Below are 18,076 nucleotides of genomic sequence, written 5' to 3'. Positions count from 1 at the left end.
TTCCGGAATAACCTAGGCACTCGCGCGCCGCTTCACAATGGGCGCGCGAGCGTGTGACCAAAGCCGTGGCTTACTTGACGGGCAGGGCGCTCATTTCGGTCGCGATGGCCGCGCCGAGGCGGGCGTTGTTCAGCACCAGCTCGATATTGCTTTCCAGCGAGCGGCCCTCGGTCAGCTCGAAGATGCGCTGCAGCAGGTAGGGGGTCACGGCCTTGCCGTGGATCCCGTGAGCGTTGGCATCTTCCATGGCGCGGGCGATGATCGGCATCATCGTCTCGCGCGGGATCTCCGCCCCCTCGGGGATCGGGTTGGCAACGAGTTGGCCGCCGGGAAGGCCGAGCGCGCCGCGCATGCGGTGCGCCTCGGCGATCTGGCGGGCCGTGTCGAGCCGCAAGGGTGCTGCGATCCCGGCCTCGCGGGACCAGAAGGCGGGCAGCTGGTCCTGACCGTAGGCGATCACCGGAACACCAAGGGTTTCAAGAACTTCCATGGTCTTCGACAGATCGAGAATGGCCTTGGCCCCGGCGGCAATCACGGTGACCGGGGTCTGCGCCAGCTCCTGCAGGTCGGCGGAGATGTCGAAACTCTCCTCGGCGCCGCGATGTACGCCGCCGATGCCACCGGTGGCAAACACCTCGATACCCGCCAAGCGCGCCGCAATCATCGTCGCCGCCACGGTGGTCGCACCGGTGCCGCCGCGCGCCATGCAGACCGCCATGTCGGCGCGCGACAGTTTCGCCGCGTGCTTGGTCTGCGCCAGCGCCTCGAGCTGGGCGGCGTCGAGCCCGACACAGAGCTTGCCCTCGAGCACCGCGATGGTCGCCGGGGTGGCCCCACCGTCGCGGATGGTCTGTTCGACCTTGCGCGCCATCTCGAGGTTCTGCGGCCAGGGCATGCCATGGGTGATGATGGTCGATTCCAGCGCCACCACCGGCGCGCCTTTGGCAAGGGCGTCGGCAACGGGGGCGGAAAGATGCACGAGGGTCATGAAGTCACGTCTCCGGATACGTAGGTCGCGGCGGCGGCCAGCGCTTCATGCAGCGCGCTGGCACGGTCGGCACCGCGCAGTTCGGCGGCGATATGCGCCGCCATGAAAGTGTCGCCCGCGCCGGTCACGCGGGTGACAAGCACCTCGGGCGGGCATTCCGAGATCACCCCCTCGGAGGTGGCATCCGACGCGGGTTTGCCGCCATCGGTGACCAGCGCCCGTGACGCGCCACGTGCCACCAGGGCGCTCGCGGCATCGCTGGAATTGTCGATGCTCTGCATGCAGAGCAGCCCGGCTTCCTCGAGGTTCACGTAGAGCACGCCGCGACCGGCGCGCAGGAAGGGCGTCAGCCGCTCGGCCTTGCCGGGGCTCGCCGGGGCGATGCGCAGGTCGGCGGCGGCAAAGGCGGGCAGGCGGACGATCTCTTCCAGCAGCCCAAGCGTCAAATTGCCGTCGAGCGCGACGGGCCCGGTCCAGGGGTTCTCGGCGGAGCCGAGCGGACCGTCGATCAGTGGCGCAAGGATGCGGGCGCCGGATTGTTCCAGCGAATGGGCATCCGCAATCGCCGCGATCAGCCCGTTCGCACCTTCGACCGCCATGTACATGTCGGTCGGCAAGTCCTCGGAACGATAGAGATATTCCGTGATGCACCCAAGTCGCTCGCAGGCATCCACGAGCTCGTGCCCGTTGGGATCCTGGCCAACGGCGCTCAGCAGGCCCGGCGTCAGGCCGAAGCGGGTCAGGGTCATCGCGATGTTCATCGCCACGCCGCCGGGCAGGCGGGTGATGCGACCGGGCACGTCGGATCCCTGGCGCATGTGGCTGGCGGACCGGCCGATCACGTCCCACAGGACGGAGCCGATGCAGAGGATATCGGGGGTGCTGCTCATGCTGTTCTTGTGACCGAGCCACCGGTCCGGGGCAAGAGGATTGATGCATGCTGCCGGCACTGCTAGGCCATCGGCGAAAAAGCGCGAAATACAGGACCATAGAAGGGCGAAAGCGATGATGAACCGCAAATGGGTGCTCGACCACTACCCGCAGGGCGCGGCGACCGAAGACGTCTGGCGGCTCGAGGAAGCGCCGATCGCCGAGCTGCATCCGGGGCAGATTCTGGTGAAAACCCAATGGCTTTCGCTCGATCCTTACATGCGCGGACGGATCAGCCCAGGAGCCAATTATGCCGCGGGCGTCGCGCCGGGCGGCGTGATGCAGGGCGGTGGCGTCGGCGAGGTGATCGCCTCGGCGCATCCGGGCTGGAAGGTCGGAGACCTGGCCGAGAGCATGGAGATGGGTTGGCAGACCCACGCGGTGCTGAGCCCAGACCTGCCGGGATCACAGGCCACCAACCGCGTGCCCGAGGGTGTGCCGCCGCAGGCCGCGCTGTCCTGGCTGGGGATGCCGGGCCTGACGGCCTACGTCGGGCTTACCGAGATCGGCCGTCCGCTGCCGGGCGAAACGGTGGTGGTCTCGGCGGCCTCGGGCGCGGTCGGACAGATCGTCGGTCAGATCGCCAAGCTCATGGGCGCGCGCGTGATCGCCATCGCGGGAAGCGAGGAAAAGCTGAACTACTGCAGGGATTTGGGCTTCGATGTCGCTATCTCGCACCGCGACCCGCAGATGGCCGAAAAGCTCACCGAGGCCTGTCCGCAGGGGATCGATGTCTTCTGGGACAATACCGGGGGGCACATCCACGACGTCGCGCTCTCGCAGCTCGCCACACGCGCGCGCGCGATCATCTGCGGCCGCATCGCCGTGGTGGACAAGCCCGCGAGCGAGGACATCGGCCTGCGTGCCAGCGCGCGGCTCATCGTGACCCGTGCGCGGATCGAAGGTCTCATCGTCTTTGACTGGTGGCACAAGCGCGCCGAGGCGTTCCGGCATCTGCAGCAATGGCAGGCCGAGGGGCATATCCGCTACCGCGAGGACGTTCTGGAGGGGTTCGAGCGGATGCCCGAGGCATTCCTGCGCATGATGAGCGGTGCAAACCTCGGCAAGCAACTGGTGCGTGTCTGAACGCGCAAAACATCGGTGCGGGGTCCCCGGAGCCCCGCACATCGATATCTTATAATTGGTATTATGGTTTCTAAATCCATCGATGGATGTCTGAACGCACCGCTTTATCTCTTTGACTGAACGCGAAAACATTCGCATCCTCGGATCATGCGCAGAACGCCCGCCCGCCGTATCCTGATCGCCATTCTCGCCCTCGCGCTGATCGCCGCGACCTTTGTCGGCGTGCGCACCGTGCGTCACGCGCTCTACTGGGCCGATCCGTCGCATCGCAACGTCGCGCCCGAGGGTTGGATGACGCTCGGCTACCTCGAACGCTCGCATCACCTGCCGCACCACAGCCTCGGCCCGGCGCTCGGCCTCACGCCGCAACCCGGAGAGCCGCTCAGCCTCGAGGAAATCGCCGAGTTGCGCGAAGAGCCGCTGGCGCAGCTTCTCATCGAGGTCTCCGCGGTCATCGAGGCGCAAAAGCAATGACCGAGGTCAGCGGCAGCTTCAGCGACACCGTGCTGGCACTGCTGCCGGAGCTTGGGCTGCCGGTGCTTGGAGGCACCGTCATGCTTGCCTCGCTCGGGGTTCCGATGCTTCCGGCCTCGCTGATGGTGCTGGTCGCAGGAACGCTCGCCGCGGCCGGTGAACTGCCGGTCGTCGCCGCGGCGCTCACGGCGCTCTGCGCAGCGCTGCTCGGCGACCAGCTCGGTTTCTGGCTGGGACGGCTGCTGGGCCCCAGAGTCGCGCAGCGGAGCGATACGACCACGAAACGCGCGCTTGCGCTTCTGGCCGCCCGTGGCCCGATGGCCGTGTTCCTGTCGCGCTGGCTGATCGCACCGCTGGGACCGGCGATGAACGTGGTTGCCGGCGCCGGCGGCCTGAGCTGGCTGCGCTTCTCGCTGGCCGACCTCGCCGGAGAAATCGTATGGGCGAGCAGCTACATGGCGCTCGGCGCAAGCTTCGCGCCGTTCATCCCGCAGATCGCCGAACTGTCGAGCGACGTGACCACCTTGCTGGCGGCACTCGCCGTCGCCCTCGCTGCGGGCGTCATGCTCCGCAAGCACCGGCCACACGGACCGCGCTGAGCGGGTTTTCTGGACAAGCCGATCACGCGCGCGCTATCTGGGCAGGAACTACCGGAGACTTTCCATGCATTCGCTGCTCATTCTCAACGGCCCCAACCTCAACCTGCTTGGCCTGCGCCAGCCAGAGGTCTACGGACGTACGACCATCGCCGATGTCGAGGCCATGTGCCGCGCCCACGCCGAGACGCTCGGCGTTTCGCTCGACTTCGCGCAGAGCAACCACGAAGGCGCGCTGATCGACGCGATCCACGCCGCGCGCGGCACCAAGGACGGCATCATCCTCAACGCCGGCGCCTACACCCACACCTCGGTCGCCCTGATGGATGCGATCAGCTCCGCCGAGGTGCCGACCATCGAACTGCACCTGTCGAACGTCCACGCGCGCGAAGAGTTTCGCCATGTCAGCTACATCGCCAAGGTCGCGCTCGGCGTGATCTGCGGCTTCGGGCCGCGCGGCTACACGCTGGCAATGGACGCGCTGGTCTCGCACCTGGACCGCTAGCGATGACCCCGGACGATCGGGCCCATCTGCTGGCGCTGACCAATGCAGACAGCATCGAGACCGCCTGGTCGATGCATGTGGCACGGATGGCCGACTTCGGGTTCGATCGTCTTCTTTACGGGTTTACCCGCTACCGCACGCCGACCTCGCTCGGGGATCCGAACGATTTTCTCGTGCTCACAAATCACCGGCCCGCCTATACGCGGGAATTCATCGGCAACGGCCTCTACCGCCATTCACCGATGGTTCGCTGGGCGCTGGAAAACGACGGCCCACGGTCCTGGGCAGTCACGTCCGAGGCCCTTGCGCGCGGCGCGCTGAACGAGGATGCACGCCGCGTGATTGCCTTCAACGCCGCGCAGCAGGTCACCGCCGGCTATACCATCGGCTTCAAGTCGCTCTCGCATCGCGCCAAGGGCGCCATCGCGCTCACCGCCCGCCCCGGCATGTCACAGGACGAGGTCGACCGCATCTGGGCCGCGCATGGCGATACGCTGCTGCTGCACAACAACGTCCTGCACCTGCGCATACTCACCCTACCCTACATTCCACCCGATCAGTCGCTGACCCCGCGCCAGCGCGAGGCCCTGGAATGGGTCGGCGACGGCAAGACGATGCAGGACATTGCGCAAATCATGGGGCTCACACAGGCCACCGTGGAAAAGCATCTGCGTCGCGCAAGAGACACACTCAACGTGGAAACGACGGCTCAAGCTGTCGCAAAGGCGACATTTCTTAACCAAATGTTCACTCTAGGTATATAAGAGTAAAAGAGTTAACTTTTTTCACAACTCGAATCGAATGGCGAAACAATTCGCACCCTCGCTGCTCTAAAATGCGGCGGATTCAGAGTTACTTATTCAAAGTTTTCACTTTCGTGAAACTGTGGCAGAAATCTTTCCAGAATTCGATCTAAATCACACCTCTGCCTCGACGCCCCCTTCCCCTACGTCGCCCGACGATGCAAACTCAGACTGTTCCGTGAGTGGTGGCTTTGGCCATGGAACTCGAGACTGTTATTCCCCGTGATTTCGGGGCCCTGCCAGCCTCCCGGCATCGCCGGAGCCGAGTCGAACCTGGGAAATTTTTGCCTGGGTGCGGCTTGGCGCTCCTGTATCGGCGCCCTGGCCTCATCCCCAAATGTTTTTGGGGTGCCGAAAACATCAGGTGATCGGAGCCGTCCTTCGGGGCGGCTCCGTGTCGTTTCAGGATCGTTGCAGGCAGGATTTTCCCGAGCACCAGATCAGTGGACCTTAGTCCCGGAAATTGGCCGAAAGATATGCGGCGCACCGATCGATCTTATGAAACGCAGATGGCCCGGACAGGACCAGCGGGATTGCGGCTCACCTCTGCCCGGCGCACGGGTCCAGCGCGCGATACCCAGCACCGGCGGCCCGTGAGGTTGTCTTTCGGAAATTCGGACGCTCCCCACAGAAAAAGGGGCGCCACAAGGCGCCCCTTTCGGTTCGGAGTGCGGAAGGGCGATCAGCCCTGAGCAGCCTTGGCCACTTCTGCCGCGAAATCCTCTTCGACCTTCTCGATGCCGTCGCCAACCTGCAGGCGGACGTAGCCGGTGATCGTGGCGCCTGCCTCTTTGGCAGCCTGCTCGACGGTCAGGTCGGGGTTCACCACGAAGGGCTGGCCCAGCAGGGTGACTTCGGCGAGGAACTTCTTCATGCGGCCGACGATCATCTTCTCGATCACGGCGTCGGGCTTGCCCGACTCGCGCGCGATGTCGATCTGGACCTGGCGCTCTTTCTCGACGATGGCCGGGTCAAGCTCGGCTTCGTTCAGCGAGGCCGGGTTGGTGGCTGCGATGTGCATCGCGACCTGCTTGCCGAACTCTTCGCTGCCGCCGGTCAGGGCAACCAGCACGCCGATCTGACCGAGGCCAGCGCCTGCCGCGTTGTGCACGTAGCTTGCAACGGTCTCGCCTTCGATCTTCGCCATGCGGCGCAGGGTCATGTTCTCGCCGATCTTGGCGATCTTGTCGGTGATGACGTCCGCAACCTTCTTGCCACCGATCTCGGCGTCGTTCAGCGCTTCCACGCTGTCGACGGTCAGGGCAGCACCCGCGATGTCGCTGACCATCGCCTGGAACTCGGCGTTCTTGGCAACGAAGTCGGTCTCGGCGTTCACCTCGACGGCGACACCAACGCCACCGTTGACTTCAACGGCCACGAGGCCTTCAGCCGCGGTGCGGCCGGACTTCTTGGCGGCTTTCGCGAGGCCCTTGGTGCGCAGCCAGTCGATGGCCGCTTCCATGTCACCGTCGGTCTCGGTCAGCGCTTTCTTGGCATCCATCATGCCTGCGCCGGTCATCTCGCGCAGTTCTTTAACCTGTGCAGCAGTGATCGCCATCTCGGCTCTCCTCATCTCAAATCCGGTGGGGCGGCCCTGCCCCGGGCCACCCGCTCCTGTCATGATTTCGTGACGCTTTCGCGACAGTGGGCGTCTCGCCGATCTGGCGGTCCCGGCCCGGCGCGTTGGTCACGCGACGCCCGCCCCGCGATGCGCGGCGGGCGCGACCGGCTTACTTGCCGGCGTTTGCTTCGGCGAGCAGCTCTTCTGCCGGCGCGTCTTCGAGGGCGCCGAGGTCGACACCAGCGGCTTCCATCTGGCCGGTCATGCCGTCCAGGGCTGCGCGCGAGACGAGGTCGCAGTAGAGCGAGATGGCGCGGGCCGCGTCATCGTTGCCGGGGATGATGTAGTCGACGCCTTCGGGCGAGCAGTTGGTGTCGACGACGGCGACGACCGGGATGCCCAGCTTGTTGGCTTCGGCAACTGCCAGCGCTTCTTTCTTGACGTCGATGACGAACAGCATGTCGGGAAGACCGCCCATTTCGCGGATGCCGCCGAGCGACGCCTGCAGTTTGGTCTGGTCGCGCTCCATGCCGAGGCGCTCTTTCTTGGTCAGACCTTCGGCGCCGGTTTCCATGCGCTCATCGATGGTCTTCAGGCGCTGGATCGACTGCGAAACGGTCTGCCAGTTGGTGAGCGTGCCGCCCAGCCAGCGGTGGTTCATGTAGAACTGTGCGCACTTCTCTGCGGCTTCGGCGATCGGCTGCTGAGCCTGGCGCTTGGTGCCGACGAAGAGAACCGAGCCACCCTTGGCAACGGTTTCGCGGATGGCGTTCAGAGCAGCGTCCAGCATCGGGACGGTCTGCGTCAGGTCCATGATGTGGATGCCGTTGCGCGCACCGTAGATGAACTCGCCCATGCGGGGGTTCCAACGCTGCGTCTGGTGGCCGAAGTGCACGCCTGCTTCAAGCAGCTGGCGCATGGTGAACTCGGGGAGAGCCATGTCCGTATATCCTTTCCGGTTTCATAAATCCTCAGCGGGGGCTCATCCTCTCGGACAACCGGTGGACGCTTGAGGATGTCTCCCCCAAAGGCCCGACCCCGCCTGCGGCGTTCTCGTGGGCGCGCCTATACTCCCGTTCCCGTGAACACGCAAGCCCGCCAGCCCGATTTTCTCGGCGGCCCGGCCATGAAGGCGCGCTGCGCCTGCCTAGAGGAGCGCGCCAGAGCCTTCAAGCGGGCTTTCAAACGGGGCTCCAAGATGCGGCACCCGCCCACGTGCGGGGCGACGCTCCTTCCGAGAGAGGCGCCTGTACCCGGGCGGCGGCGGCAGCGCCCCGCCCGCACAACTGCTGTGCGCAGAACCATAGTCACGGCCCTGTGACGCTGCCTTGCAGAAAGTAGTTACCCTGTTAAGTACCTTCCCAGTTAAGCACCGAGTCAAACCAGGCAGATGCCGCCATGTCCGATATCCAGACCCAGACCCGCCTTCTCGAAGCGCTGCTCGAGGTCATGCGGGAGATCCGCACCCATTACGACGCCAGCGCGCAGGAGGTCGGACTGACCCTCTCCCGGGCGCGGGTAGTCTCTGAGCTCGCCCGGCGCGAGGGCGCGACACAGGCGGAACTGGCCTGCGCGCTGCGCATCGAGGCCCCTGCCCTCAAGCGCCAGATCGACGCGCTGGAAGCGGCCGGGTTCATCGAACGGCGCGCCCTCGACGGCGATGCCCGCAAGCGCGCCCTGCACCTGACTCAGAAAGCCCGCTCGAGCAAGATCACCGGGTTCCTCGAGCGCGTCCGCGCCGAGCTGCTGGAAGGCATCTCGCCCGAGGACCAGGCCGCCGCGCAGCGCACCCTGGAGCGCATCGCCCTCAACGCAACGGGACTGACCTCGCAATGAGCGACGCTACAGCCACAAACACGCCGGCGGCGGACCCCGCGCCCGCAGCGCCGCCGCCCCCCGCTCCCGGCATGCCGCTGGCGCGCGCGATGCCCTACCTGCTTGCTGCAACACTGGTGGGGATCACGCAGGGGCTCGGACAGGGGTTCATCACCGCCAACCTGCCGCAGATCTCCGGGGATCTGGGGATCACCACAACGCAGGCAAGCTGGCTTCTGGCGGCCTACATGATCCCCCGCGCCTCGCTGACCATCATGCTCATCAAGCTGCGGACCCAATACGGGCTGCGCCGCTTCGCCGAGATCGGCATCGCCGTTTACGTGGTGGTGGCCTTCGCCTCGGTCTGGATCAATGACCTGCGCTCGGCGGTGGTGCTGCAGTTCCTGTCGGGGGTCGCGGCGGCGCCGCTCTCGACGCTGGCGTTTCTCTACATCCTCGAGCCGCTGGCGCAGCAGTGGAAGCTCCGGCTTGGCCTGCCCCTCGCGCTGGTGCTGCTGACCACGGGCCCGTCGCTGGCGCGGGTGATCTCTCCGGCACTCATCGGCGATGGCGGGCTTGTCGGCATCCACCTGACCACGCTCGGGCTGTCAATGATCTGCCTGATGCTGGTCTACCTGCTGCCGCTGACCCCGACGCCGCATTCCAAGGTGATCCAGAAGATCGACTTCCTCAGCTTCGGCCTGATCGCCCTTGGCCTTGGCGGGCTGGTGACCGGATTCATCCTGGGACCGATACACTGGTGGACCGCGCTGCCCTGGCTCGGCCTGCTGCTCGCCGCCTCGCTGGCCGCGCTGACCGCCGCGGTGGTGATCGAACTGCACCGCGAGGCGCCGCTCATCGACATCCGCTGGTTGATGTCCCCGGCGATGCTGCACCTCGCCTTCACCCTCTTCCTGTTCCGCTTGCTGCTCTCGGAGCAGAGCAGCGGCGCGCCGGGCATGTTCCAGGCGCTGGGACTGGGGAACGCCCAGATGGCTGGCCTCTTCAGTGTGATCTGCGTGGCGACCGTCTTCGGCGCTCTGGCCTGCGTCGGCTGGATGAAACCGGGGCGCGAGCCAGCCTATCACGCCGCCGCGCTGGCGCTCATCGCGCTCGGCGCCTACCTCGACAGCAGCTCGACGCTGCTCACCCGTCCCGAACAGATGATCATCAGCCAGGCGTTGATCGCCTTTGCCTCGATGCTCTTCATGGCCCCGGCGATGATGAAGGGGCTGATCGCGGCGCTGAGCAAGGGCCCGATGTACCTGCTGTCCTTCGTCATCGTCTTCCTGGTCACGCAGAGCGCCGGCGGCATCCTCGGATCGGGGCTGTTCCGCACGGTAATCAACATCCGGCAGGCCTTTCACCTGCAAGTGCTCTCGGAGCAGCTGACCAGCGGCGACACCGGGGTGAGTGCCACCCTGGCAGCCACGATGAAGCAGCTCGCACCGCAGCTGCAGGACAGCGCCCAGCTGAAGGCGCAGGCGGTCGCTCAGCTGGCCTCCACCGCCTCGCAGCAGGCCACGGTCATGGCCTATAACGACGCCTATTTCCTCACCGCCCTCGTCGCGCTGGCCGCGCTCTGCGCACTGGGGCTCCACCTTTTCCGCGACTGGCTGGCGGCGCGCATGCTGCGCCCCGAGACCGAGCCGCAGACCTCCTGATCCTTTCGAGCAAGACACATGAAGAAACTCCTCTCCCTCCCGACCCTCATCGCCTCGGCCATCGGCATCGCCGGCGTTCTGCTGCTGCTCTTCGCCTGGCACCTGCCGCCGTTCTCCGCGGCGCATCCCTCGACCGAGAACGCCTACCTGCGCGGCAAGGTCACCCAGCTGGCCCCGCAACTATCTGGCTACCTGTCGGAAGTCGCGGTGAGCGATTTCGAGACCGTCAAGCAGGGTGATCTCATCGCCCGCATCGATCCCTCAACCTATCGCCAAAAGCTGTCACAAGCACAGGCCAGCCTCGATGCAGCCCGGGCGGCCGTGGACGTGGCCGAGCAGAGCGTACGCTCGGCCGTCGCCACCGAGCACGCCTCCGAGGCGGCGCTGGCTTCGGCGCAATCGACACTGGAGACCGCGCAGACCGACGCGGGCCGGATGACCAAGCTGCGCGAGCGCGGCGTGACCTCGCAATCGAGCGCCGACCAGACCGACCTCGCGCTGCGTCAGGCGCAGGCCGCGGTGCGGCAGGCCGAGGCGCAGCTTCAGGTCAGCCGCGAGGCGACCGCCAGCGCAAGGTTGCAGATCGCCGCGCGCAAGGCCGATGTGACCAGCGCCGAGGCGGCGGTGGAACTGGCCAAGATCGACCTCGACCACACCGAGATCCACGCCCCCGCCGATGGCAGCCTCGGGCAGGTCTCGGCCCATGTCGGGCAATATGTCACCGCCGGCACGACGCTGGTCAGCCACGTCGGCACCGATCTCTGGGTCATTGCCAACCTCAAGGAAACCGCCCTCGCCGGCCTCCGCGCCGACCAGCCGGTGCGCTTCACCGTCGACGCGCTTGGCGGCAAGGAATTCCGCGGCCACGTGCAGGGCTTCTCGCCCGCCGCAGCCTCGGAGTTCAGCCTGCTCGCCGGCTCCAATGCCACCGGCAACTTCACCAAGATCGCGCAACGTCTGCCGGTGCGGATTTCGATCGATCCCGGCCAGGACAACGCGGCGCTGCGGCCGGGCTTCTCGGTCGAGGTCGAGGTGGAGACCGGCGCCCGGGGCTGACGGCTACGGGGGCTCCGCCCCCGACCGCCTTCGGCGGTCTCCCCCGGGCGTATTTGTCGAAGAGAAGAAGCGCGGAACGGCAAAGGGCGGCCCCATCGGGCCGCCCTTTCGATGTCTGGTGCTTGCTGTCTTGCCGTGTTGTCAGCCGAGCGCGTAGCCCGCGCCGCGCACGGTGCGCAGCAGGTCGTCGCCGCCATGCGCGCCGAGCGCCTTGCGCAGCCGGCCGATGTGCACGTCGACGGTGCGCGTGTCCACGTAGATGTCGCGGCCCCAGACCCGGTCGAGCAGCTGCTCGCGCGACCAGACCCGGCCCGGCTTTTCCATGAAGGTCGAAAGCAGGCGGAACTCGGTCGGCCCCAGCTTCAGCTCCTGGCCGTCGCGGGTCACCCGGTGGGTCTCGGCGTCGAGCACGATGTCCTCGAACTCGAGCCGCAGACCGGCAGCCGCGGGTCGGGCGCGGCGCAGCTGCGCCTTCACCCGGGCCATCAGCTCGCGCAGCGAATAGGGCTTCACCACGTAATCATCCGCGCCGGTGTCGAGGCCGCGGATGCGGTCGACTTCCTCGGAGCGCGCCGAGAGCATGATGACCGGCAGCGCGCGGGTCTCCGAGCGGGTCTTGATCTGGCGGCAGACCTCGATGCCCGAAAGGTTCGGCAGCATCCAGTCAAGCACCACCACATCGGGGTTTTCCTCGTCGAGCAGCACCAGCGCCTCCTCGCCGTTGCCGGCGGCGGCGACGCGGAAGCCTTCGGCCTCGAGGTTGTAGCGCAGCACTTCGCGCTGCGCCGGCTCATCCTCGACCACCAGAACGGTCGGTTGATCGGCGGCCATGGCTTACCCCAGATCCGCGCCGGAGCTGAGCGCCGGGTCCGAGGAGGTCCGGTCTTCCTTGACCCGGTCTTCCTTGGGCATCTCGCCGGTGGCGAGGAAAATCGCCTGCTCGGCGATGGCGGTGACATGGTCGCCCATGCGCTCGACGTTCTTGGCCATGAAATGCAGGTGCATGCAGGAGGTGATGTTACGCGGGTCCTCGAGCATGAAGGTCAGGAACTCGCGGAACAGCGTGTTGTACATCTGGTCGACGTCGCGGTCGCGCTCGATCACGTCGTAGGCCAGGGCCTCATCGCGCTGAATGTAGGCGTCGAGCGCATCCTTGAGCATGTGCTCGACGTCGCGCGCCATGCGGCGCAGCGCGGTGGCAGAGCCCTCGATCTGCGCCAGCTGCGACATCACCGAGGTGCGCTTGGCCATGTTCTTCGACAGATCGCCGATGCGCTCGAGGTTGGCGGCCATGCGCATCACCGAGAGCACCACCCGCAGGTCGCGCGCGGTCGGGCCGCGCAGCGCGATCACCTTGGCCGCTTCGTCGTTGAGCAGCTCTTCCATCTCGTCGATGACCTTGTCACCGGCGACGACTTTCTCGGCGAGCTCCTCGTCGCGGGTCTCGAGCGAGAGCGCCGCGTCGCGGATCGCCACCTCGACCAGCCCGCCCATCTTCAGGATCTGTGCCTGGATCGCCTCGAGATCGCGGTCAAAGGCCGAGGCAATGTGTTTCTTCAGCTCGTCGGTCATGACTTATCCGATCCGTCCGGTGATGTAGGATTCCGTGCGCGGGTCCACGGGGTTGGTGAAGATCTGGCTGGTGTCGCCGTATTCCACAAGGTTGCCGAGGTGGAAGAAGGCGGTCTTCTGGCTGACCCGGGCCGCCTGCTGCATCGAGTGCGTGACGATCACCACCGAGTAGTTCGCACGCAGCTCGTCGATCAGCTCTTCGACCTGGCTGGTCGCGATGGGGTCGAGCGCCGAGCAGGGCTCGTCCATCAGCAGCACCTCGGGCTCGGTGGCCACGGCGCGCGCGATGCACAGACGCTGCTGCTGGCCGCCTGAGAGGCCGGTGCCCGGCGCGTCGAGACGGTCCTTGACCTCGTCCCAGATGGCACCGCGGCGCAGTGCCTTCTCGACGATCTCGTCGAGCTCGGCCTTGTTCTTTGCCAGCCCATGAATCTTCGGGCCATAGGCGACGTTGTCGTAGATCGACTTGGGGAACGGGTTCGGCTTCTGGAACACCATGCCGACCTTGGCGCGCAGCTGCACCGGGTCGACGCGCTTGTCGTAGATGTCCTCTCCGTCGAGCTCGATGAGCCCTTCGACGCGGCAGATGTCGATGGTGTCGTTCATCCGGTTCAGCGTACGCAGGAAGGTGGACTTGCCGCAGCCCGACGGTCCGATGAAGGCGGTCACCGTCTTGTCGAGGATCTCGACGTTCACGTCCTTGATGGCGTGGGTGTCGCCGTAATAGACCTGCACGTCACGGGCGGAGATCTTGCTTTCGTTGGTGTCCACTTCGGTCTTCCTCAATGGCGAGTCGTACATCGTAAGTATCCTTATACCTTACCAGCGGCGCTCGAACTTGCGGCGCAGCACGATGGCAATCAGGTTCATGGCGAGCAGGAACAGCAGCAGGATGATGATCCCGCCCCAGGCCCGCTCGTAATAGGCGGGGTCGGCGCGCTTCGCCCACTCGTAGATCTGTGCGGGCATCGCCGAGTTCGGCGACAGGAAGCCCGAGAAGACCCCTTCGGGATAGTTGGTGGCGATATAGCCGACCATGCCGATCAGCAGCAGCGGCGCGGTCTCGCCGAGCGCCTGCGCAAGGCCGATGATCGTGCCGGTCAGGATGCCGGGCATGGCCAGCGGCAGCACGTGGTGGAAGGTGGCCTGCATCTTCGAGGCACCCACCCCCAGCGCGGCGTCACGGATCGACGGCGGCACCGCCTTCAGCGCGGCCCGGGTCGAGATGACGATGGTCGGCAGGGTCATCAGCGTCAGCGTCAGGCCACCGACGATCGGTGCGGACTGCGGCAGATGCGCGAACTGGATGAAGGCCGCGAGGCCGAGGATGCCGAAGACGATCGAGGGCACCGCCGCGAGGTTGGAGATGTTCACCTCGATGAAGTCGGTGAAACGGTTCGTGGGCGCAAATTCCTCTAGGTAGATCGAGGCGGCGACGCCGATCGGCAGCGCCAGCAGCAGCACGGTGATCATCATGAAGAGCGAGCCCAGCATCGACACACCCAGACCGGCCTGCTCGGCGCGGCTCTCGGAGGCGTCGGCGCCGGTGATGAACTCCCAGTTGAAGCTCTTGTGCACCACGCCCTGCTCGCGCAGCACGTCGACGAGGTCGAGATGCTCGGCGTCGATGTTCTTGTCCTGGGCGATGCTCTCGCGGCTGACGCGTCCCTTGAGATAGCCGTCGACGCGGCTCGAGGCGAGGATCTGGAAGTCCACCGTCTCGCCGACGCGGTCGGGGTTGGCCAGCACCCAGTCGCGCACCTTGGCGGCGGCCGAGGCAGAGATCATCTGCTTCACGTCACCGCCATCCTCGAGCGGGGTCTCTGCGCCGCTATCGACGACGACCTTCCACAGCGAGTTCTGGATCAGCGGGCTGTAGCCGAAGGTCGAGACCTTGGCCATTTCGGCCGGGTCGCGGTTGCCGGTCTTGTCGAGCTTGGCTTCCTCCAGGTAGACCGGCACTTCGATGAAAGTCTGCTGAAAGGCGCCGATGCCGTTGCTGATGATGGCGCTCAGCAGCACCACGAGGAAGAACACACCCGCGCCGATGGCCGCGAGGCCATAGAGACGAAAGCGCTTCTCGGAGGCATTGCGCTTCTTGGTGCGCGCATCGACGGTCAGCAGGCCGTGCTTGGCGGGCTCCTTGCCGCCGGTGTAGGTCGCGTCGGTCATCAGTCGTACTGCTCCCGGTATTTGCGCACGATGTAGAGTGCGAAGACGTTGAGGCCGAGGGTCATGACGAAGAGCGTCATGCCGAGGGCGAAGGCCACCAGCGCCTCGGGCGAGGCGAAGTCCGCGTCGCCGGTCAGCTGGCTGACGATCTTGGCGGTCACGGTGGTCATGGCATCGAAGGGGTTGAGCGAGAGCCGGGCCGCGGCCCCTGCCCCGAGAACCACGATCATCGTCTCGCCGATGGCGCGCGAGGCGGCAAGCAGGATGGCCCCCACGATGCCCGGCAGCGCCGCTGGCAGGATCACCTGCTTGATGGTCTCGGACTTGGTGGCTCCGAGACCGTAGGAGCCATCGCGCAGCGACTGCGGCACGGCGTTGATGATGTCATCCGACAGCGAGCTGACGAAGGGGATCAGCATGATGCCCATCACCAGCCCCGCGGTCATCACCGCAGTGCCCGCCTGCATCCAGCCCAGGCCGTCGCGGCCGAAGACCGACAGCAGCAGCGGGCCGACCGTCAGCAGCGCGAAGAGGCCGTAGACGATGGTCGGGATGCCGGCGAGCAGCTCCAGCGCGGGCTTGGCGACCGAGCGGAACTTGGGTCCGGCGTATTCCGACAGGTAGACCGCGGCGAAGAGCCCGATCGGCACCGATACCAGCAGCGCGATCAGCGAGATGTAGAGCGTGCCCCAGAGCAGCGGCCAGATGCCGAGCTGGGAGCCGCCACCGAAGCTCGGCGACCAGGTGAAGGAGCCGAAGAATTCCGAGGCCGGGTAGATGCGGAAGAACTCGATGGTGTTGAAGACCAGCGACAGCACGATGCCGATGGTGGTCAGGATGGCGAGCGAGGCCGCGCCGACAAGGATCGCGCGGATGCCGCGCTCGACGGCGTTGCGGGCGCGGAAATCGGGCTTGGTCTGTGCCAGCGCCAGCGCGCCGCCGACCAGTGCGAGACCAATCACCACGAGCGAACGCAACAGGTTGCCGGTGGCGTTGCTCGAGCGGTAGCTCTGCGCCGCGGCCAGGATCTCGGGGCTGATTTCCGAGCCGACGGCAACCCCGGCCGAGCCGAGAGTGGCCCGGATGTCGGAGCCGGTGACGGTGAGGTCCGCGGCTTCACTGGCGCCCAGCAGCCCCTGCTCGACGGCGAGGTCGAGACCGTCGGCCACGCGCCGCACGTCGGACATCACGAGGCCAAGGGTCGAGCCCTCGGGGATCGCGGTCTCGGGTAGCAGGCTGGTGGCCTTGGTGTTGACGATGAAGGGCTGCGCGATCAGCCAGATGACCAACGCGAGAAAGGCCGGCACCATCGCCTTCATGGCAACGTTCCAGCCGTAGTAGTTCGGCAGGGAATGCAGCGCGCGACGATCATCTCCGGCACCGGAGATGGCGCGCGCACGCCCCGCGATGAAGCCCGCGACGGCCAGCGCGAGTACGATCAGGATCAGCCAAAGAACAGGCATCGGGCCCCCAGGTTTGTCTGGTGATCACTCACCATAAAGCAAAAACGGAGGGCGGTGTGTCGCACCGCCCTCCGAGCATCGGAAAGCTGGTCCGATTACATGGTTTCTTCGTTGGCGACCATTTCCTGGGTCGCGCCCAGTTCCGGGTCAGCCACGAGGCCGTAGTTGGACAGCGGGCCATCGGGACCGGCGATCTCGTCGGCGACGAAGAATTCTGCGAACTCCTTCAGGCCGGGGATGACGCCGATGTGGGCCTTCTTGATGTAGAAGTAGAGCGGACGCGACACCGGGTACTCGCCAGCGGCGATGGTCTCGGTCGAGGGCTCGACGCCGGACATGGTCGCGACCTTGAGCTTGTCGGTGTTGTTCTCGTAGAACGCCAGGCCGAAGACGCCGACGCCGTTCGAGTTGCTGTCGATACGGGCGAGGGTCTCGGTGTAGTCGCCGTCGATGTCGACCGACTTGCCATCGGTGCGGACCGAGATGCAGGCATCTTCGGCGTCATCTTCGGACATGCCCGAGGCGATCATGGCTTCCAGCGCGCCGGTGGCTTCACAGCCAGCCGCCAGGACCTTCTCTTCGAAGACTTCGCGAGTGCCGTGCTTGGTGCCCGGGATGAAGGCAGCGATCTCGACGTCGGGCAGCTCGGCGTTGAACTCGGACCACTTGGTGTAGGGGTTGTCGACCAGCTCGCCATCCACGACGACTTTCGGCGCCAGGGCGTTGTACCAGTCAGCCGGCTCGAATGCGGTGAACTCGGGGCCGTCCTTCTGCGAGGCGAAGACAATGCCGTCATAGCCGATGCGAACCTGGATGATGTCGGTCACGCCGGCGTCGGCACAGGCTTGGATTTCTTTGTCCTTGATGGCGCGCGAGGCGTTCGCGATGTCGATGGTGTTCTCGCCCACGCCTTCGCAGAAGCGCTTCAGGCCAGCCGAGGAGCCGCCCGATTCCACGACGGGGGTCGGGAAGTCGAAGTTCTCGCCGAAGGCTTCGGCGACAATCGAGGCGTAGGGCAGCACGGTCGACGAGCCGGCAACCTGAACGTTGTCACGTGCGGCAGCTGCGGTGGCCGAAGCGGCGGCGAGCGCGAGTGCCGAAACGGCGAGTTTCACGGATTGCATAGGAATGCTCCTGTTTGGTCATTTGCAGTCCCCCGGTCGGGAACCTCAGGGCGGTGCGTAGGCGTCCTGCGCAATCCTTTTGTGACATCCACGTAACAGTTTCATGACAACGCCCGAAAAGCGGCTTATTCCATACTCATCCCGATCAATCTGAGAGAATATGACGCCCTCTCATGCTCGCCCTAGACATGTCGAACGACCGCAGATCACCCAAGGGACCCGAGGAGGAATCTCTACTATGCCTTTGACACAGCGCACATTTTTGCA

General features: G+C 65.8%; 18 protein-coding genes. 8 read left to right on the top strand and 10 right to left on the bottom strand.

The annotated features are described in order from the left end of the window. Nucleotides 1-70: 70 nt before the first annotated feature. On the bottom strand, nucleotides 71-988 hold the full coding sequence (locus BM397_RS02700; protein ID WP_092421410.1) for a pseudouridine-5'-phosphate glycosidase: 918 nt from the start codon (nucleotides 986-988) through the stop codon (nucleotides 71-73). Next, nucleotides 985-1,878, bottom strand: coding sequence for a PfkB family carbohydrate kinase (locus tag BM397_RS02695; RefSeq protein WP_092421407.1), 894 nt, complete (start codon nucleotides 1,876-1,878; stop codon nucleotides 985-987). The genes BM397_RS02700 and BM397_RS02695 overlap by 4 nt, the downstream gene beginning before the upstream one ends. 115 nt (nucleotides 1,879-1,993) lie before the next feature. On the opposite strand from BM397_RS02695, the gene BM397_RS02690 reads away from it, so the two are divergent. The 5 genes from BM397_RS02690 to BM397_RS02670 all read left to right on the top strand — a co-directional run bounded on the left by BM397_RS02690 (nucleotide 1,994) and on the right by BM397_RS02670 (nucleotide 5,343). Beyond that, nucleotides 1,994-3,004 carry an NADP-dependent oxidoreductase gene (locus tag BM397_RS02690; RefSeq protein WP_092421404.1) on the top strand — a complete coding sequence of 337 codons (1,011 nt, stop codon included), beginning with the start codon at nucleotides 1,994-1,996 and terminating at the stop codon, nucleotides 3,002-3,004. A 147-nt stretch (nucleotides 3,005-3,151) separates the two neighbouring features. Continuing rightward, nucleotides 3,152-3,478: a hypothetical protein gene (locus BM397_RS02685; RefSeq protein ID WP_092421401.1), complete on the top strand. Its 327-nt coding sequence runs from the start codon at nucleotides 3,152-3,154 to the stop codon at nucleotides 3,476-3,478. Further along, on the top strand, nucleotides 3,475-4,077 hold the full coding sequence (locus BM397_RS02680; protein WP_092421397.1) for a DedA family protein: 603 nt from the start codon (nucleotides 3,475-3,477) through the stop codon (nucleotides 4,075-4,077). Before BM397_RS02685 ends, BM397_RS02680 begins: the two co-directional genes overlap by 4 nt. Before the next feature lie 64 nt (nucleotides 4,078-4,141). Further along, entirely contained in the window at nucleotides 4,142-4,579 is a 438-nt protein-coding gene (gene aroQ, locus BM397_RS02675) for a type II 3-dehydroquinate dehydratase (RefSeq protein WP_092421394.1), read from the top strand. Between the two features lie 2 nt (nucleotides 4,580-4,581). After that, on the top strand, nucleotides 4,582-5,343 hold the full coding sequence (locus BM397_RS02670) for a helix-turn-helix transcriptional regulator (protein ID WP_092421391.1): 762 nt from the start codon (nucleotides 4,582-4,584) through the stop codon (nucleotides 5,341-5,343). A 721-nt stretch (nucleotides 5,344-6,064) separates the two neighbouring features. On the opposite strand, the gene tsf is transcribed toward BM397_RS02670, so the two are convergent. Next, on the bottom strand, nucleotides 6,065-6,940 hold the full coding sequence (gene tsf, locus BM397_RS02665) for a translation elongation factor Ts (protein ID WP_092421388.1): 876 nt from the start codon (nucleotides 6,938-6,940) through the stop codon (nucleotides 6,065-6,067). A gap of 172 nt (nucleotides 6,941-7,112) precedes the next feature. Next, complete coding sequence (gene rpsB, locus BM397_RS02660) at nucleotides 7,113-7,883, bottom strand: 30S ribosomal protein S2 (protein WP_092421385.1); 771 nt, start codon at nucleotides 7,881-7,883, stop codon at nucleotides 7,113-7,115. A 458-nt stretch (nucleotides 7,884-8,341) separates the two neighbouring features. On the opposite strand from rpsB, the gene BM397_RS02655 reads away from it, so the two are divergent. The 3 genes from BM397_RS02655 to BM397_RS02645 are packed head-to-tail and all read left to right on the top strand — an operon-like array spanning nucleotide 8,342 to nucleotide 11,478. Then, nucleotides 8,342-8,779, top strand: a complete 438-nt coding sequence (locus tag BM397_RS02655; RefSeq protein WP_092421382.1) for a MarR family winged helix-turn-helix transcriptional regulator — start codon at nucleotides 8,342-8,344, stop codon at nucleotides 8,777-8,779. Beyond that, the gene (locus tag BM397_RS02650; RefSeq protein ID WP_092421378.1) at nucleotides 8,776-10,422 is read left to right on the top strand and encodes an MFS transporter; all 1,647 of its coding nucleotides are present in this window, start codon (nucleotides 8,776-8,778) and stop codon (nucleotides 10,420-10,422) included. The genes BM397_RS02655 and BM397_RS02650 overlap by 4 nt, the downstream gene beginning before the upstream one ends. Before the next feature lie 18 nt (nucleotides 10,423-10,440). Further along, the gene (locus BM397_RS02645; protein ID WP_092421375.1) at nucleotides 10,441-11,478 is read left to right on the top strand and encodes an HlyD family secretion protein; all 1,038 of its coding nucleotides are present in this window, start codon (nucleotides 10,441-10,443) and stop codon (nucleotides 11,476-11,478) included. A gap of 141 nt (nucleotides 11,479-11,619) precedes the next feature. Here BM397_RS02645 and phoB read toward each other — a convergent pair whose 3' ends face one another. From phoB to BM397_RS02615, 6 genes are all read right to left on the bottom strand, one after another. After that, nucleotides 11,620-12,309 (bottom strand): phosphate regulon transcriptional regulator PhoB, encoded by a 690-nt coding sequence (gene phoB, locus BM397_RS02640; protein ID WP_092421372.1) that lies wholly within the window; start codon nucleotides 12,307-12,309, stop codon nucleotides 11,620-11,622. 3 nt (nucleotides 12,310-12,312) lie between these two features. Further along, nucleotides 12,313-13,050, bottom strand: a complete 738-nt coding sequence (phoU, locus tag BM397_RS02635) for a phosphate signaling complex protein PhoU (protein ID WP_092421369.1) — start codon at nucleotides 13,048-13,050, stop codon at nucleotides 12,313-12,315. Between the two features lie 3 nt (nucleotides 13,051-13,053). After that, on the bottom strand, nucleotides 13,054-13,851 hold the full coding sequence (gene pstB, locus BM397_RS02630; protein ID WP_092421366.1) for a phosphate ABC transporter ATP-binding protein PstB: 798 nt from the start codon (nucleotides 13,849-13,851) through the stop codon (nucleotides 13,054-13,056). A gap of 18 nt (nucleotides 13,852-13,869) precedes the next feature. Next, the gene (gene pstA, locus BM397_RS02625; RefSeq protein ID WP_092421363.1) at nucleotides 13,870-15,222 is read right to left on the bottom strand and encodes a phosphate ABC transporter permease PstA; all 1,353 of its coding nucleotides are present in this window, start codon (nucleotides 15,220-15,222) and stop codon (nucleotides 13,870-13,872) included. After that, nucleotides 15,222-16,685, bottom strand: coding sequence for a phosphate ABC transporter permease subunit PstC (gene pstC, locus BM397_RS02620; protein WP_092421359.1), 1,464 nt, complete (start codon nucleotides 16,683-16,685; stop codon nucleotides 15,222-15,224). The genes pstA and pstC overlap by 1 nt, the downstream gene beginning before the upstream one ends. Nucleotides 16,686-16,780: 95 nt before the next feature. Then, a complete protein-coding gene (locus tag BM397_RS02615) occupies nucleotides 16,781-17,809 on the bottom strand; it encodes a substrate-binding domain-containing protein (RefSeq protein ID WP_092421356.1) in 1,029 nt (342 codons plus the stop codon). Between the last annotated feature and the right edge of the window lie 267 nt (nucleotides 17,810-18,076).

The sequence above is a fragment of the Alloyangia pacifica genome (assembly GCF_900116195.1).
Taxonomy (GTDB): Bacteria; Pseudomonadota; Alphaproteobacteria; order Rhodobacterales; family Rhodobacteraceae; genus Salipiger; species Salipiger pacificus.
Note: the sequence above shows the minus strand (reverse complement) of the source record. Positions and strands in the feature narration are given on the sequence as shown.